At 35.0% G+C, this 18,039-nt stretch carries 14 protein-coding genes, 1 pseudogene and 1 other annotated feature (1 of these 16 cut by a window edge); of the genes and pseudogenes, 14 read left to right on the top strand and 1 reads right to left on the bottom strand.

Going from position 1 to position 18,039, the window contains the following annotated elements; translation table 11 throughout:
• Positions 1-20: 20 nt before the first annotated feature.
• From KBP50_RS17330 to KBP50_RS22680, 8 genes and pseudogenes are all read left to right on the top strand, one after another.
• Positions 21-1,118 carry a DUF871 domain-containing protein gene (locus KBP50_RS17330; protein ID WP_050351672.1) on the top strand — a complete coding sequence of 366 codons (1,098 nt, stop codon included), beginning with the start codon at positions 21-23 and terminating at the stop codon, positions 1,116-1,118.
• 21 nt (positions 1,119-1,139) lie between these two features.
• Positions 1,140-2,414 carry a PTS cellobiose transporter subunit IIC gene (gene celB / locus KBP50_RS17325; RefSeq protein WP_050351671.1) on the top strand — a complete coding sequence of 425 codons (1,275 nt, stop codon included), beginning with the start codon at positions 1,140-1,142 and terminating at the stop codon, positions 2,412-2,414.
• 194 nt (positions 2,415-2,608) lie between these two features.
• Positions 2,609-3,040: a helix-turn-helix transcriptional regulator gene (locus KBP50_RS17320; RefSeq protein ID WP_198035023.1), complete on the top strand. Its 432-nt coding sequence runs from the start codon at positions 2,609-2,611 to the stop codon at positions 3,038-3,040.
• Between the two features lie 96 nt (positions 3,041-3,136).
• Complete coding sequence (locus KBP50_RS17315) at positions 3,137-3,490, top strand: WYL domain-containing protein (RefSeq protein ID WP_198035022.1); 354 nt, start codon at positions 3,137-3,139, stop codon at positions 3,488-3,490.
• A gap of 139 nt (positions 3,491-3,629) precedes the next feature.
• A pseudogene (locus KBP50_RS22215) lies at positions 3,630-4,175 on the top strand (DJ-1/PfpI family protein).
• Between the two features lie 442 nt (positions 4,176-4,617).
• Positions 4,618-5,580, top strand: a complete 963-nt coding sequence (locus KBP50_RS17300) for a tRNA dihydrouridine synthase (RefSeq protein ID WP_050351670.1) — start codon at positions 4,618-4,620, stop codon at positions 5,578-5,580.
• Between the two features lie 699 nt (positions 5,581-6,279).
• Entirely contained in the window at positions 6,280-6,762 is a 483-nt protein-coding gene (locus tag KBP50_RS17295; RefSeq protein WP_050351669.1) for a DUF2975 domain-containing protein, read from the top strand.
• The gene (locus KBP50_RS22680; protein ID WP_303046264.1) at positions 6,740-6,826 is read left to right on the top strand and encodes a helix-turn-helix domain-containing protein; all 87 of its coding nucleotides are present in this window, start codon (positions 6,740-6,742) and stop codon (positions 6,824-6,826) included. The genes KBP50_RS17295 and KBP50_RS22680 overlap by 23 nt, the downstream gene beginning before the upstream one ends.
• 291 nt (positions 6,827-7,117) lie before the next feature.
• Here the strand turns inward: KBP50_RS22680 and KBP50_RS17290 are convergent, their stop codons facing one another.
• Positions 7,118-7,630 (bottom strand): YolC/YozM family protein, encoded by a 513-nt coding sequence (locus KBP50_RS17290; RefSeq protein ID WP_050351668.1) that lies wholly within the window; start codon positions 7,628-7,630, stop codon positions 7,118-7,120.
• A gap of 173 nt (positions 7,631-7,803) precedes the next feature.
• Between KBP50_RS17290 and KBP50_RS17285 the strand changes: the two genes are divergently transcribed.
• The 6 genes from KBP50_RS17285 (at position 7,804) to KBP50_RS17260 (ending at position 17,360) form a co-directional block, all read left to right on the top strand.
• A complete protein-coding gene (locus KBP50_RS17285; RefSeq protein ID WP_232231332.1) occupies positions 7,804-8,496 on the top strand; it encodes an SDR family oxidoreductase in 693 nt (230 codons plus the stop codon).
• A 1,158-nt stretch (positions 8,497-9,654) separates the two neighbouring features.
• Positions 9,655-11,088, top strand: coding sequence for a tyrosine-tyramine antiporter (tyrP, locus tag KBP50_RS17280; RefSeq protein ID WP_050351667.1), 1,434 nt, complete (start codon positions 9,655-9,657; stop codon positions 11,086-11,088).
• A 46-nt stretch (positions 11,089-11,134) separates the two neighbouring features.
• A complete protein-coding gene (tdc, locus tag KBP50_RS17275) occupies positions 11,135-12,997 on the top strand; it encodes a tyrosine decarboxylase (protein ID WP_050351666.1) in 1,863 nt (620 codons plus the stop codon).
• A gap of 447 nt (positions 12,998-13,444) precedes the next feature.
• Positions 13,445-14,260, top strand: coding sequence for a pyridoxine/pyridoxal/pyridoxamine kinase (gene pdxK, locus KBP50_RS17270; RefSeq protein ID WP_050351665.1), 816 nt, complete (start codon positions 13,445-13,447; stop codon positions 14,258-14,260).
• Between the two features lie 775 nt (positions 14,261-15,035).
• Positions 15,036-16,409 (top strand): Na+/H+ antiporter NhaC, encoded by a 1,374-nt coding sequence (nhaC, locus tag KBP50_RS17265; RefSeq protein WP_050351664.1) that lies wholly within the window; start codon positions 15,036-15,038, stop codon positions 16,407-16,409.
• Between the two features lie 648 nt (positions 16,410-17,057).
• The gene (locus tag KBP50_RS17260; RefSeq protein WP_050351663.1) at positions 17,058-17,360 is read left to right on the top strand and encodes a YerC/YecD family TrpR-related protein; all 303 of its coding nucleotides are present in this window, start codon (positions 17,058-17,060) and stop codon (positions 17,358-17,360) included.
• 584 nt (positions 17,361-17,944) lie between these two features.
• Positions 17,945-18,039: a binding site (T-box leader), on the top strand; it runs 132 nt beyond the window's last position.

Here is an 18,039-nt window from a genome sequence, read left to right as displayed (position 1 = left end):
AGATATTTGGAGGAGCTATCATGAAACAATTAGGAGTGTCAATTTATCCATCTAGTAGCAACTTTGAAAAGGATAAAGAGTATTTAAATCTCGCTAGTCAATTTGGATTCACTAGAATCTTCACCAGCTTATTGGAGATTACTGGTAATGCCGATGAAGTAGTTAATAAGTTTAGAAAAATTATAAAGCACGGTAATTCGCTTGGCATGGAAACAATTTTAGATATTAATCCGAAGCTATTTAATCAATTGGGGGTTAGCTATAATGACCTCAGTTTTTTTAAAGATTTGGGAGCAGCAGGCATACGTCTAGATCTCGGATTTACTGGTTTAGAAGAAACAAGAATGACAAAAAATCCACACGATTTAATTATTGAAGTAAACATGAGTAGTGGAACAAAATATATAGAGAATATCATGAGCTATCAACCGAACAAGGAAAAGTTATATGCTTCTCATAACTTTTACCCGCAAAAATACTCTGGTATTTCACAGCAACATTTTGAAACGACCACAGAGATGTTTAATCAGTATGATTTAAAAACAGCAGCATTTGTAACTTCACAACATGGAGAACTTGGACCATGGCCAGTTCAAAAGGGCTTATGTACGCTTGAACGACATAGAAATCTATCTATTCAAACCCAGGTAACACATTTTCGATTAATGGGCACGATTGATGATTTGTTAATAGGAAATGCTTACGCCACTAAAGATGAATTGCAGATGATGTCAGATGCTTATTTATCTACACATCCTTTCTTTGAAGTAGTATTAACAGATAATGTAACCGAACTAGAGAAAAAAATTATTCTTGATGAAGAACATCAATATAGGGGAGATCGATCTGCATATATGATTCGCTCATCGACTACGCGATTGAAGTATAGAGAAGCGGACATTCAACCTAATCATACGGTACCAATTAAAAAGGGCGATGTTGTTATTTGTAATAATAATTTTGGTCAGTACAAAGGAGAAACGCAAATTGCTTTACAGGATATGGATAACGACGGAGATAGAAATGTAGTTGGCCATCTTAGACAGGAGACTGTCTTTCTATTGGACTTTATCAAACCATGGTCAAGCTTTCAATTTATAAATAGTATCGACCAATAACTTTATATGAGGTGAGTTAAATTGTTCGAAAAAATTGAAATGATAGCCGGTCGCATAGGTAACCAACGGCATTTAAGAGCTTTACGAGACGGTATTTTGCTAAGTATGCCACTTATTATAATCGGTTCTATTTTTCTCATCTTAGGAAATTTACCAATAGAAGGTTATCCTGATTGGTTAGATAGTATAGGTGTTGCGCATATATTTAATAAAATCGTTAACGGGTCTTTTGGACTTATGGCTCTAGTCGCTGCCTTTGGAATTGCACATAGTCTAGCTGAAGATTATGAGGTTGATGGAGTTTCTGCTGGCATCACCTCTTTAGCTGCTTTCATCATTGTGACACCTGATCTAATAACCGACGCAGGGTCAGGAATACCATATATTTATGTAGGTAGTAGTGGTCTATTTGTAGCGATTGTGGTTGCACTTATATCTGCTGAAATTTTTAGATTTTTTATTCAGAAAGAATTTACAATAAAGATGCCAGAAGGTGTACCAATCGCTGTAGAGAAATCATTTGCAGCTTTATTGCCTGGCCTTATGGTAGTTTTGGCTTGGGGCTTCATTTATTATTTACTTGTCACAACAGGTATAGACAACATCCATACATTATTGACCAATACTTTAGGTAAACCGTTAGGCGCAATAGGTGGAAGTTTATGGGGAACATTATTAATTATTGCTTTCAACTCGATATTCTGGTTTGTAGGAATTCATGGTGCAAATACAATAAATCCAGTAATTCAACCAGTTTGGCTGCAAAATACGGATGCTAATCGCATTGCGTTCCAAGCCGGACAAGAACTACCTAATATCATAACGAATGAATTTATGCTCAATTTCGTTTGGATAGGTGGTGGAGGAACGACAATAGGACTTGTCCTCTGTTTGTTTCTATTTGCAAAAGGAAAAAACAATAAAGCAATGGGGCGTCTTACTGTAGCTCCTGGATTTTTCAACATCAATGAGCCAGTTTTATTTGGTTTACCAATCGTATTAAATTTTAAGTTACTTATTCCATTTATTTTAGCACCTGTAGCAACAGCGATTATAACATATATTGGTATGTCAACAGGTTTAGTGGCAAAAACAGCTGGAATTGTTGTGCCATGGACGATGCCGCCAATTATTAGCGGTTACTTGGCAACTGGAGGGAAAATAAGTGGTGCGGTTATTCAGGTTATTACGCTAGTTATTTCGGTACTAATTTATTACCCATTTGTTAGATCTACAGATAAAGCTCAATTAAAAGCCGAGCGAGAAGAGGAGATAGCAGCATCTAAAAGTGATTAAAATCAATAAATCATAGAAAACTAACAATTGATTTATTTCAATTGTTAGTTTTTTTGCAGAATAAGAAAGCTGTTCTGTCTAAACAACCACTCGTAATATAGGATACAAGGAGATACCGTTTCCCTTACTAAATATCGTTGCTATGTTTTAATAAACACTATAATATGGAAATACATTGACCCTGAGGTGAGCGGATGAAGATAGAACGGTTATTAGGAATATTGTTTTATTTACTGAACAGAGAAAATGTTAGTGCAGCTAAGTTGGCTGCACAATTTAATGTCTCACGTAGGACAATCATTCGTGACATAGACACGTTAACGTTAGCTGGCATTCCAATTTATTCTGAAGTAGGTATTAAAGGTGGTTATTCTATTCACCAAGATTATAAGTTGAATGATAAAATAGTTGACCAAGCTAACTACGACTACATTCTACTAGCATTGCAAAGTTTAAAAAGTGTTTACGGCGAGCAAAAAGTGAATGAAACATATGAAAAAGTAAAACATCTTTATGGTGATGATAAAAGTAATAGACATGTTTTTAAAATTGATTTTTCGATAGTAAATGAAAATACAGAGGTCAATTCCGTCACTTCTAAGCTAAGGAAAGCGATTTTTGGATAATAAAATAGTATCATTTCAATATATCAATCTTAACAGTAAGACTCGAATCGTACACAGTAATATGATACATGTACTCTATCTTTTGGTTATGATTTAATGAAAGATGATTATCGGATGTTTAAAATAGCAAGAATGAAGAATCTAGAAATTAGTGAAAAATATTTTGTAAATAATTATGATGTCGCAAAGTTGCTCAAAGATTATGAACAAAAACGTGAGGAAGATAGTGTATATGTAACTATTGAATATTTGAAAGAAGTTGAAACGTTAGTAAATGAATATTTCGAAGGTGATGTAATCGATGTACTGGGAACATCGAAAATTAAGAGAGTAGTTATAAAAGAGAATGATTTTATGATGTTTTCAATTATCCTAGGGTTTGGGGAAAAAATAAAAGTCCTTTCGCCTTTATCCTATCAACAAAGGATGAAGGAGCATGTAAAAATATAATAAGTAGTTATCAGAACAGTGACATATAGGTGTCACTGTTCTTGTCATATAATGGTATTAAGTTAGGGCGAGTTGAATCACACATTTGGAAAGCGGGAAGCTACAGAGCTTGTATAACTTATTTAATCAGAGGAAGCAAATGAAAAAAATTATCTATCTTTATATTTTGGAATCTATGGCTGAATGGGAAGTCAGTTATATGATGCAAGCTATTAGCATGGAAAACATGTTAAAGAGAAACAGAGAGTTTATCCTTAAAACGGTAAGCACGAGTTTGAACCCAGTACAAACCATGGGAGGATTTACGGTCACCCCTGACTGTGTAATAGATGAAATGGATGAAAACAACATGGTTGCATTGCTATTGCCAGGTGCAGATACTTGGAACAATGAGAAAAATAATCGTATCTTACAAACGGCGATATCCTAATTAGAAAATGGAATTCTTATAGGCGCTATCTGCGGTGCGACACTAGCTTTAGCTGATTTGAAAGTTTTAGATTCATTCAAGCACACGAGCAATTCTTTAGAATATTTGACATTATTTTCAAAAATATATAATGGGAAAGGTTTATATGTTAATACATTGGCTTTTACAGATAGCAACTTGATAACCGCAAGTTCAGCAGGAGGTTTGGATTGGGCGAGAGAGATTATTCAATATTTGAATGTTTTTTCCTCATGAGGTCATTGAATCTTGGTACACTTACTATTCAACAGGTGATCCTAAATATTATACAGAGCTTATTTCAAAGAGCGTTTAACGGTTTCATTAAAACAGATAAAATCGAAGGGAAACTTATGTGAATGTTGCAGAATTATGAAGGTATGTGGCAACACAGAGGCATGCATACAAAAGTCCCCGCCATCTATTAGCAAAAAAATTGGGGATGGTTAACAATATGAAGTGTATTTAGACATTGTCCTTCAGTACCAAATCATTTCTGATAATCGATCTTCTTTTCACTTTTGTTTGTTCTTATTAAAGTGTATAATAATCAAGGTTTACGATGGTTTGATAAAGGCGATGAAGAATGATATAAGTGTAAAAGAAGTAGGGATGTTTTTTATATTTTAGAAAAAGATTTTGATTCGTTGTCCCATGATGAAAGGATTTGAGTTTATATATGATAAATAATTTTTGGCGTGATTTACCAAAGCCGTTTTTTGTGCTGGCGCCAATGGAAGATGTGACGGATGTTGTTTTTCGCCATGTAGTTAGTGAAGCAGGAAGACCAGATGTGTTTTTTACAGAGTTTACAAACTCAGAGAGCTATTGTCACCCAGAGGGGAACTTTAGTGTACGTGGACGTTTGACTTTTACCGAAGATGAACAACCAATTGTAGCTCATATATGGGGAGATAAACCAGAATACTTTCGACAAATGAGTATTGGTATGGCGAAACAAGGGTTTAAGGGGCTGGATATCAATATGGGCTGTCCTGTCCATAATGTTGCAGCAAATGGAAAGGGATGTGGGCTTATCCGACGCCCAGAAGTTGCAGCAGATCTAATACAAGCTGCAAAAGCTGGTGGATTGCCTGTAAGTGTGAAGACAAGGCTTGGTTACACTCATGTAGATGAATGGCGTGACTGGTTGACTCACCTATTGGAACAAGATATCGTGAATCTTTCCATTCATTTGCGTACAAAAAAGGAAATGAGTAAAGTAGATGCCCATTGGGAACTAATCCCAGAAATTAAGACTCTTCGTGACCAGGTAGCACCAGATACGCTTTTGACGATTAATGGGGATATTCCGGACCGGCAAACTGGTATGAAACTTGCTCATCAATACGGAGTGGATGGGATTATGATTGGGCGTGGTATTTTTAAAAATCCATTTGCCTTTGAAAAGGAGCCGAAAGCTCATAGTAGTAAGGAATTACTTGATCTCTTACGGTTGCATTTAGACCTTCATGATAAGTATTCAAAATTAGAGCCACGTCCATTCAGACCCCTTCGTCGTTTTTTTAAGATATATGTCCGTGATTTTCGAGGAGCGAGTGAACTAAGAAATCAATTGATGAGCACAGAATCAACAGACGAAGTACGTGTATTGCTCGATAACTTTGAGTATAGTAATTGATTCGTGTTGATGGAGCGACGAGCACGAGAAGTAATCCAATACCAAGCGGGTCGTTAAACTAATGTGTGCCTCGACCCTAAACAAGAATTACTATGAATAAAGTATTAGAAAGGTATACTACAATTGGCTGTGTTGCAGGAAATCAAAAGCCTAACCTCCTTCTAAAATGGGAATTAGGCTTTTGTACTTTTTTAAATAATTAATAAATGCGCAAATGTGTAGATTTAATGGTAACCGCTCGTTCCTTTAACCAGTAATAAATGAAATACTACTTCTTCTAAGCTGAAAAGACAGAAGGTTAATACTTTTCTTTTTTCATTTCTTGACCCCTACAAATACAACGGAAGATCATTTGGAAATGTATACACTTACAATTAATTTTATCCCGTATATAAGGTGCTGTAAGACTCCCACAGTAGTTGGATAATTTGTACAGCAATGAGTATAAGTGGGAGATAGCAGCACCTAAATACCCGATTCGTTCCTCTAACAATCATTACGATGAATGAAAACCCCTACTGATTGAAGATTCACTTTATTATAATTTGTTTAAGGAAGGGCTTGTGTTAACATCATTTTCCTCACTAAATAGTTGATTATATATACTGCGAAAAAATGCATATTACAAAGGGGTAAATATTTATTGATAATCAATAAGCTAGATATAATATGGTTAATGATGAAAAGTGAGGTGCTGTTATGAAACGGGGAGCGGTAACGGCTCTAAAGGCAGCTATCTTTGCAATAGGGATTGTCGTATTAGGCTTATGTATATTTGCGTTGCCGTCATTGGCAAAGAGCTCAGCAGAAATGTTTCCAGAGTTTGCTTATTTAAGATATCCAGTATTATTAGGTCTATATTTGACCGCGGTTCCATTTTTTTATGCGTTGTATCAGGCGATGAAGCTGTTACATTTTATTGATAACCGTATGGCCTTTTCTGATTTAGCAGTATATACATTAGTTCGCATCAAGTACTGTGCAAGTATGATTAGTATATTGTATGTTATTGGAATGATTTTTCTTTTAACGCAAAATGCTTTACATCCTAGTATAGCTATTATGGGGCTGGTCATTCTCTTTTCTTCCATAGTTATTATGTTGTTTAGTGCTGTTCTTCAGTCACTTTTTAAAAATGCACTAATCATGAGATTAGAAAATGAGCGTGACGGAGCTGTCTGAAATAGTGGGTATTACTATGGCTAATCTTTCTATTTTAAAAAATGGTAAGGCAAAAGCAATTTGAACTGGCCCCTATCAAATAGACAGGGGAAATAATAAAAATGATTTAACCGGCTTTAGTTCTATTCTATAGGGATGAGACCGTTTAAATTGTTCTTGATACCATACGTTGAGCATAACTCTACAATTGAATAATCTTCTTTTTTAGACATTAAAACTTCATATTTTAATTGACTAGAATAAAACGTATTGGAAACAGAAAAGCTTCTGCCTCACGTACAACAGATTTTATTTTTTAATCTGTCTACCTGGGAGGGAGCATATCAGCAATTGACTACCTTTTCCAAGTTTTAATCTATTCTGTCGCTTTGAATTGAAATAATCCGTGTATCTCTTTTTCTAAATCTTCTTTCGATATATTGGCATCATCCGCTACATAGAATGTGAAGAGAGGCTTTTTCCCCTCGTAGTTGATTTCAAATTCAACACCTTTATAATCATTTTCTTGTATATAGTTAAAGACATGAGACTCCATTTTCTCTTTAGTTTGTTGCAACTCTAATTCTTCCGCATTACTTCGCTTAATGCTAATGAAATATCTATCTGGGAGATCATACTCCTCCAGCTTGTTTTCCATTGTAGCTATAAATTCATGTTGATCAATCTGATCATCAATATCAAAGAAAACTTCTGAGTTCTCGCACTCTACACTCGAAGCGAAAATATCATAATTATCCCAAGCATAGTCTATCACTTTACTTAAACGTTCATCTTCACTAAGCTCAGGTTCTGCTTCTTTCACTAGATTAGTGCTAAATAGCAATACAATGAATGAAACAATAACCAAAAATAGAATGCCTTTCTTCATCATATCCCTCATTTTCTTGCATTGTTGATTTTACTGGTATTTGGATTATTTGGAGCCGTCATTAACTCAATCTAACTATACTATTCTAGCAATATTAATTGCAATCTTTTTCTGATTTCAACGGATTACACTTCTAATCAGATTGGTGGACATACATACAAAATGTATTTACGATGGAATTAAGCACGAACAATAAGAATGAAAGGATGATTGTATTGAAAATTCTTGTTGTAGGAGCAAATGGACAAATTGGAAAACATCTCGTGAAACAAATTCAAGATAGCGGAGAGCATATGGCGAGAGCGATGATTCGTAAACAAGAGCAAGCACAATATTTTAAAGATTTAGGTGCAGAGACGGTTGTCGTTGATTTGGAAGATGAGATAGAAGAGATTACAAATGCGGCTGAAGGTGTTGATGCTGTTGTGTTTACAGCAGGTTCAGGTCCGAACACAGGCAAAGACAAGACGTTAATGGTGGACTTAGATGGTGCGGTAAAAACGATTGAAGCAACGAAAGCCGCTGGTGTGAAACGTTTTGTTATGGTGAGCTCTTTTGACACAAGCAGGGGAGCAATCCAGGCAGCTTCCGCTTCTTTTGCTCCCTACGTAGTCGCAAAACATTATGCAGATCAGTGGCTGAGAAGCACAGATTTAGACTACACGATCGTTCATCCAGGATTATTAACGAACCAACCAGGAACAGGTCAAGTAGATGCGGCAACGAAAATCGAACGAGGAGAAATCCCACGCGAAGACGTAGCTGGTGTTATTTATGGTTGCTTAGAAGACAATACTACGATTGGGAAAGAATTTCAAATCGTTGCAGGTAAATCGGAAATTAAACAAGCATTATATAAGTTATAAGTGAACCCTCAATCAGTAAAGGATCGTACCCTACTGATTGAGGGTTCACTTTATTATATTCCATTCTTTTATCCTGAATCTTGATACCGTAATAACCTTGTTTTGAAAGATCAAGGAGATACAAAGAGGTCTAATTGGGGGATAACGGTACCTGTTTGTTGGTTTAGAAGATGTTAAATGCTTGGGTGTGTGACACTTCATGAAAATCCTCCTCCTTATGCGCAAGAACCACTAATAGTTTTCCTTTCTTATAAGATAAGAAACCACCATGGCTCGCCTAGAACACAAGCCACCTCTATGATGAAAAATGTTGCTTTATAATGTTTAGATTCTTGAAATACTACCTAAAATGAATAACTTATATAATGGTAAGTAGCTTTTTTTCATACAAAGTATAAAATGAGGTGCTTGGGGATAACGAAATAACCGAATAGCCACGTCCGGCGCAAGCGCCAGCAACGATGCGACTTTAGAAATGCGCACTACGTACGATAAGGCCTCATCGGTGCGTCACAAAGAGGAAGGCCGACTAAAAACGGGCTTTCGCTCAGGCGTCGGCATACCCCTGTTTTTAGTGGCATGATTCCTAAATTTTTAGTTGATTCGTTCCATTCGCTACGTTGCTAAACGGGCGCCCTGCGCCTTTGTTCATTGTTGTAAAATTCAGCAAAAAATCAAGATAAACCTTTAATGCTTTTATCAAAAAAAGCATTAAAGGTTTAATGGATTTATTAATAAACTAAACAATGCGTTACTCCGTTAAATAACAAGATTTCATAAAATGTTAATTAAAGGCTATATATCAATGTTATTTAAAGTATTGACAAAACAAAAAAATGGGCGTAGACTAATGATTGCAAGTTAACTTGTGAGTGATTTCACTAAATAGCAATATGTCTCGTTTGTTTATTATGCAATATAACAGTTAGCAGTAAAGAGTAGTTGTTTAATTCATTTTGATTCGAGTTTTAATTCTTATGTGAAACATAAAACATTTGCTATTTGTAGTTGTTAGTCATAGATAGCGATGAATATATATGTTTTTCGCAATCTATGAACAAGATATCTAATTTTTAAATGAACTTCCTAGGTGTACAGTTAGTTGAAAATTAGATTATTGGTTCATGTAAAAGTTGAAAAAGGAAAGAAGGAAAATTTATGGCTAAAACAAAAAGTCTAACCCTTTTTGGACTAATCGGCATTACGATGGCGTTCTTTGGAACGGTACGTAGTGTACCAACACTTTCCATTACCGGATGGACACAAATATTTTACATGTTAATTGCGGCAGTCCTATTTGCTTTGCCTATCGCATTAATGTCGGCTGAACTGTCTACAGGATGGTCTGAAGAAGGTGGACCAACAGTTTGGGTGAAGAATGCATTAGGTGAGAAGTGGGGATTTGTTACCTCATGGTTATTATGGGTTCAAATGTTTTTTGGTATGGTAATGGTTGCTTCCACAGTAGGTGTGCTATTTGGGTACGTTATCAATACACCTGAGCTTTCTTCAAATAATTACTTTATTTTTGCAGTTATTTTAGTTTCCTACTGGGGTGTGACTATCCTAAATCTCAAATTTGATATGGTTAAAGTAGCTGGTAATTGGGGAGCCATCATTGGGGTTTATATTCCATTCGTTATCCTAGTCGTGCTAGGTGTCATCTATATGATTAAGAATGGCATTCAACCAAATAGTTATTTAGGAGATTTTAAACCAAGCGACCTAATTCCGAATTTTAAAGACTTAGGCAGCTTAACTTACTTATCAGGAATTATCTTTATTTTTGCAGGGGTAGAAATCTCATCTGTGCATGCAAATAATATAGAAAATCCTAAACGTAATTATCCGATTGCTGTTATCTCATCTGTTATTTTGTTGGTAATCTTTAATATTGTTGCAGGATTAACTGTATCTAATGCAGTGCCAGTTGGAGAATTAGAATTGGCTAATATTACACAACCGTACATGATTTTTTCTGAAAACTTGGGTATTCCGTCTATCTTCGTTAATATCATTTCCTTAATGATTTTAATTGGGGTGCTAGTACAGTTGAGTGCATGGGTGCTAGGTCCAAGTAAAGCGATGATAAAAATTGCTGATGAAGGTAACTTACCTAAATTCTTTCAAAAAAGAACTGAAAGAGACATTCCGATAACTTTTGTTTTAATTCAAGCAATTGTAATTTCTTTAGTATCTTTCTTGTATGTAGTTGTTCCAGATGTAAATAGTGCCTTTTTAATTATTACGATTACAACAACTATTTTATATTGTATCGTATATGCATTAATTGCTATTTCAGCAATTCGCTTGCGGTATAAAATGCCAGAGGTTAAGCGACCATTTAGATTAGGAAATAAAGGTAATGGATTAATGTGGTTTGTTTCCATTCTTTCTTTAATTAGTGTAGCAATTACACTTACTGTCAGTCTTATACCACCATCTATTTTAGATCCTAGTCAGTACACAGGTTATATTATCTATCAAGTCGTGGCTACAGTCGTAATGATCGGAATAGCTCTTATTATTCACAAATGTAAAAAACCAGAATGGAAGAAAGAAGCATCAACTATCCATAAAAAATGCAGCTAGAGAGAAAAATAATTAATTTAGTGATATTAATTGGAGGATTAGAAAAATGAAAAATGAATTGCGAGATCACAATTTAAAAGCTTTATTTTTAGGAAGTAAAGGTGAAAATGTAGATTTATTTAAAGAATTATTATTAAAGATGATCGACGAACATGTGGGGTGGCGTCAAAACTATCAGCCACAAGATTTACCGGTAATTACTCCACAAGATAAAAGTTCAAAAAGCTTTCTAGAAACTGCTGATCATGTACGTAGTGTACTTAATGTTTTATCTTCTAAACTTCGTACAAACTCACTTCCGTGGCATACGGCTGGTCGTTTTTGGGGGCATATGAACTCAGAAACGTTAATGCCATCTATCATTGCTTATACAACTGCAATGTTATGGAATGGTAATAACGTAGCATATGAATCTTCACCAGGTACTTCACAAATGGAAGAAGAAGTTGGACATGAGTTTGCTGCTCTTATGGGGTACAAAAAAGGTGAAAGCTGGGGGCATATTTGTGCTGATGGTTCTATTGCCAACCTTGAAGGTCTTTGGTATGCACGAAACATGAAATCTCTCCCTTTAGCTATTAAAGAGGTAGCCCCTGAATTTGTAGCAGGCAAAACGGAATGGGAATTATTGAACATGTCTACAGAAGAAATTCTAGACATTCTAGACCAAATTCCTGAAAAAATAGACGAAGTGAAAGAGCATTCTGCTCGCAGTGGAAAACACCTTCAAAAACTAGGTAAATGGTTAATTCCTCAAACCAAACACTATTCTTGGTTAAAAGCTGCTGATATTATCGGTGTGGGTCTTGATTGTGTAGAAGCTATTGATGTGGATGATCATTATCGGATGGATATCTCTAAACTAGAAGCAAAAATTCGCGAATTGGCTGCTCAAGAAATTCCAGTTCTTGGTGTGGTTGGAGTAATCGGAACAACAGAAGAAGGACAAGTTGATCGTATTGATAAAATGGTAGAATTGCGAGATAAATTAGCTGAAGAAGGAATCTACTACTATATACATGTAGATGCTGCTTATGGTGGCTATGCTCGTGCGATATTCTTGGATGAAAATAATAACTTTATTGATTACGCTAAAATGTCAGAAGTACATGAGAAATTTAACGTTTTCACAGAGAAAAACGAATGGCTTACCGAAGATATTTATCATTCTTTCAAAGCGATGAGCGAAGCGGAAACAATTACCATTGACCCTCATAAAATGGGTTATATTCCTTATTCTGCTGGTGGTATTGTTGTTAAAGATACTAGAATGCGTGACGTCATTTCTTATTTTGCCACATATGTATTTGAAAAAGGTGCCGATATTCCAGCTTTACTCGGTGCTTATATGCTTGAAGGATCTAAAGCGGGTGCTACTGCAGCGGCAGTATGGACAGCACATAAAGTATTACCATTAAATGTAACAGGCTATGGTAAATTAATTGGTGCAAGCATTGAGGGTGCCTATCGCTTCTATCATTTCTTGCAAGGAAAACAATTTAAAGTCGGTGATAAAACGATTAACGTCTATCCGCTAACAAAACCTGATTTCAATATGGTTGATTATGTATTCAATGAAGAAGGAAACACTGACTTAGAAAAAATGAATAAACTTAACCATGATTTTTATGAACAAGCCTCTTACGTTAAAGGCGGACTATACAATAATGAGTTTATTACTTCACATACCGATTTTGCAATTCCTGACTATGGAAATAGTCCATTGCCATATGTTCAAAGCTTAGGATTTAGCAAAGAAGAATGGGATCGTGAAGGTAAAGTTACGATACTTCGTGCATGTGCTTTATCACCATATGCTTATGACAAAGGTGTCTTTGAAGAATATGCCAGCAAGATCGAACAAGCTATTCAAGAAAAACTTGAAAAAGTTTATGCTGTTGTAAACTAATGAAAATCCACAAAAGATTACTTTATTGTTTAACTAGTAAGTAATTGTGTGTAAATGGAAGGAAAAGGGTATGATTTGAAAGTGCTTTTAAATCATACCTTAACTCCATGTAAACTGGAAACGGTTCTGCTGTAAGTTGAATAATAGTTTAGGAAATTGGAAATATATACATTATAAGTGAATCAGAAGTACTAGACTCCCTTAGCTAAACAAGATATTATCAGTAAGGGATTGTAAAAGTATTAGCAACTAGGAGTATCACTTATGTTCCTTGACAACCATTATATAAAGCTTTAATAGCTGATAAAAATATGGATATAAATATATGTGTTATTGTGAAAAAAATAACAATAATTTGTAGTTTTTTTACCGTAAATTATTTTTTCTATTTTAAAAGGTGTACAAAATGAATCCTTTTCAAAAAAGAACTGTTTAGGAAGTGGAAAAATGGCAGTAAAAAAAGTACTAACGATTGCAGGTTCGGATTCAAGTGGTGGTGCAGGTCTGCAAGCAGATATTAAAACATTTGAAGAATATGGCACTTTTGGTTGTACAGCTATCACTAATATTGTCACAATGGATCCTCAAAATAATTGGCAACACCATATGTACCCTGTTGATGCTGAGGTGGTTCGAGAACAATTGACAACTATCTTCTCTGGTGATCCACTAAGTGCAATGAAAACGGGAATGCTGGGTTCTATCAATATTATCAGGCTTGTGAGTAAAGTCATTGATCAATATAAAATGAAGAATGTCGTTGTTGATCCAGTTATGGTTTGCAAAGGAGAAGATGAGCCGTTGCATCCAGAAAATGTATTTGCTATCTGTGATCATCTTTTACCGAAAGCAACCATTGTAACACCTAATTTGTTTGAAGCTGCTCAACTATCTGATATGCAAATCTTACGTACAGTGGTTGATATGAAAGAAGCGGCGAAGAAGATTGTTAATCTTGGTGTTCAATATGTTGTCATTAAAGGTGGAAACAGACTAGAGGGAAATAAAGCAATTGATTTACTTTATGATGGGTCTGAGTTTACTTTTTTTGAAGCTGAGAAGATCCATACGAATTATAATCACGGTGCTGGTTGCACATTTGCAGCTGCTATCACAGCTGGATTGGCGAAAGGACTTTCTGTGAAAGATTCCGTAGCAAAAGCAAAAGTATTTACTACCGAGGGAATTAAGGCTGGGTTTGCTTTTAATAGATTCATTGGACCGGTTTGGCATGGAGCATATAATAAATCGCATCTATCTTAAATGGGGTAGAAGTCTTGCTATTAGCGTTATATATTATTTCAAAATACGATTATCCAGCTAGTCAGACCGTTTATTCTGCATGTAAAGTACTATAGAACCCCACATTAAGAGCATAGAGTGATACAAGTAAATCTAAGCGGGAGATAAAAGCACCTAAATTTTTCGGTTGTTTGTCGATTGCGGAAGGCGTTGCACTAGGGTGCCCGTGGATAATGAAATAACCGAATAGCCACGTCCGGCGCATTAGCCCAGCAACGATGCGACTTTAGAAATGCGCCCTACGATAAGGCCTCATCGGTTCGTCACAAAGAGGAAGGCCGACTAAAAACGGGCTTTCGCTCAGGCGTCGGCATACCCCTGTTTTTAGTGGCATGATTCCTTTATCTTTAGTAGATTCGTCCATTCGCTACGTTGCTAAACGGGCGCCCCGCGCCTTTGTTCTATTTTAAAATAACTTATAAATTATTTTAGAAATGTGATGTAAAACAAATCATTTACTAGCGTTAGGCCATGTTCTTTGAACATGGCATCTGTTGTTGAATTATTTTCATTCAAAAATTCTAAGTAGGAGTAACGTCACCTAAGTTTTTTAGGTCTCTTTTTGCGATGCTAACAATTGGGAAAAGCACTCCTTGATTGGGTGTTCATCTGTTTTTTACTTTAATCAACCAACGTGCTGATGTTCCTAAATATAAAAGAAAGTATATTGGCATAATGCTATCAGCCAACTAAAAAAAATGTCAGATAATTCAATGGTCATAAGGAGTTTATCATAATGAAAAGAGATGTAACGTTAAAAGAAAGTATCTTTCTTTTAGTAATATTAATGATAATTATAGGAATTAGTATTATTGGTTTGGATTTGCAACCGCAAATTCCGATTTTATTTGCAGTAGGAATTGTTATATTTTTTGCTAAGATGAAAGGTGCTTCTTGGGATGCTATTCATAAGGGAATTCAAAATGGGATTATCCCTGGTTTAATACCTATCATTATCTTTATGCTTATTGGTGTCTTAATAAGTGTTTGGATTTCAGCAGGAACTATTCCAACTATTATGGTATACGGGTTAGGAATTTTATCTGCGAAATTTTTCTTACCTTCTGTATTTGTTATTTGTGCACTGGTTGGTATCCTAGTGGGAAGTTCGTTTACAACCATCTCAACGATTGGCATTGCCTTCTTAGGCATGGGGCAAATGATGGAATTTAATCTAGCTATGACTGCAGGTGCTATTGTATCAGGTGCTTACGTAGGGAATAATATATCTCCTTTATCGGATACTGCCAATTTGGCTTCTGCTATAGCAGAAGTGGATTTATTCGAGCATATTAGAAATATGTTGCGAAAAATTGTTCCTTCTTTTGTTATTTCACTTATCTTTTTTATCATAATTGGACAAACAAAAGTGGGAGCAACTGGAAACAACATTAATGAATTAGTAGATACACTACATTCCAATTTTAATATTTCTATTGTGTCACTAATACCAGCCCTTATCTTGTTCTTATGTGCCTGGAAAAAAGTTCCTGCTATTCCAACGCTTTTACTAAGTATTATTGTTACTATTGTTATTCATTATATATATTATCCACACACTAGTTTTTCTCAGATATCTAACCTCATGCAAGATGGGTTTGTTTCTAATACAGGAACAGAAACAGTAGACATTTTGCTTACTCGTGGTGGAATGCAAAGTATGATGTGGTCTGTATCTCTTATTATTCTTGCTTTGTCATTAGGAGGATTGTTAGTAGAATTAAAAATTATTGAAACGTTAATATCAAAGATTCAAAGTCTTGTCAGTACCAAAGGGAAATTAATTCTTATGGCTGGATTAAGTGCGGTTGGTATAAATATTGTGCTGGGAGAACAATATTTATCCATTATTTTGCCTGGTAAAGCTTTTAAATCACAAGTTGAGGCAATAAATATTAACCCGAAAAAACTTTCCGCAATTCTAGCAGATGCTGGAGCAGTAGTCAATTCACTGATTCCATGGGGGGTAAGTGGTGTATTTATCACTGGAACATTAGGCGTTCCCACATTAGAGTATGCTCCATTCGCTATCTTTTGTGTAATTGCTCCCATTATAAATGTGCTGTCTGGTTTTTTTGAAAAAGAAAAAGATCTAACTCGTCTTTCGTAATAGGTTTGGAACAGTAATATTAAAAATAATAAATTGCTGCTTCCTTATTTAGCCCGTATATAAGGTGCTGTAAGACTCCCCCTTCAGGAGTTGGATAATCTGTACTGCAACAAGTCTAAGTGGGGGATAACAGCACCTAAATATCCGATTCGTAAGAGGCCTTTAGGTCATACTATTACGGTACTAACAATTAGTGAAGGATGAATGAAAACTCCCACTGATTGAAGATTCACTTTATCCGCGTTATGCTGTATGAAAGATTAAGCTAACCATGAAAGAAATTGTTTTTGTATCCCAAATGTCATTATCTCCCGTCAGTCCCACTTTAGGAAACTTGAGGTAGATATCAAAAATTAAATGGGAAGTGAAGGAAATCCCTACTAACTGAAAGCTTACTTTATTAAGTAATCCAAATATTACCATTATTTTTTTGGTATAACTAAATTCAAAAAAAAGAAATGGTGTTATAATTAAATGTTACCTCATAATAGGATAAAATTATCATAATTCACTCTATCATGCCTTATAAAAATAGGGGGCTTCGTTTCCCCAAAGGTTAAAAAAGTGGTAATTAGTTGTTTACAATTATTCTTTAATACGTTGATGTGTTAATGATTTAGGTGAAAGACATAAACGGAGGTAGAAAATATGCTTATAGATGAAATACGTGGAGAAGAATTGGATGAATTTTTTGAGGCTTTTTTAGCTCTTGAAACAATAGAAGATTGTTATTCTTTTTTTGATGATTTATGTACAGTAAATGAAGTCAAGGCGATGCTTCAACGATTTAGAGTAGCTAAAATGCTTTATAATGACAACACATATTGTCAAATTGAAGTGGAAACAGGCGCAAGCACTGCAACCATCTCTCGTACGAAGCGATCATTATATCATGGGAATAATATGTATGATATTCTTTTCAAGCGGATGAAGAAGAATAAAGAAAAATAAAAGCTAATAAAGATAAGTTTTAAACTTCCAAATAGAAAAATGTTAGCAACACAAAGCGAAACTATCGAATTTTAAGTCAAATCTTAGGTTGTAGTCAAAATCAATTATTATATGATGTCCAAATTAGATTTGCAAAGCTATTTCTATATGTGTATGTATAAACATTTTTTTAACTTACAGCACAGGCCTACTTTTTATTTCGGGGGAAGTTTATAAATAAAGTAGTGCTGCATTGAAAAAGTAACATACATGATGCGAAATAGTTAAAGCTTATGGAGCAACCATTTGTATAGAGTATTCTAAAGATCTTATAAAGTGAACTTTCAATTAGTGGGGGTTTTTGAAATAGTAATTTAAAGTTGGACACTCAGAGCGCTTTTAAAAAATAAAAAATCTTTTGTGTGTCACGTTTCCGGCGATCAACATTTTCTTTAAAAATTTTAGATGTTTTTTTCATCAAACTTATGGATAGTATCCTTATTTTTCGGAATGATAACCTTTACATTTATGAGGAAAGTGAATGTAAAAGTAAAGTTTGTTGACAAATAAATTATTATTCACTATAATATCCTTAATATTATATTAGAAATACGTTGAAGGAGCCTAGTAGCGAGGTTGTCACTGTTCATTTAGAAAGCTAGGGGTGATGCGACCTAGTACAAACAAACTTGTGAATTAC

Source organism: Virgibacillus pantothenticus (assembly GCF_018075365.1).
Lineage (GTDB): Bacteria > Bacillota > Bacilli > Bacillales > Amphibacillaceae > Virgibacillus > Virgibacillus pantothenticus.
The sequence above is the reverse complement of the archived record's forward strand: the minus strand, read 5'-3'. Positions and strand labels throughout refer to the sequence as shown.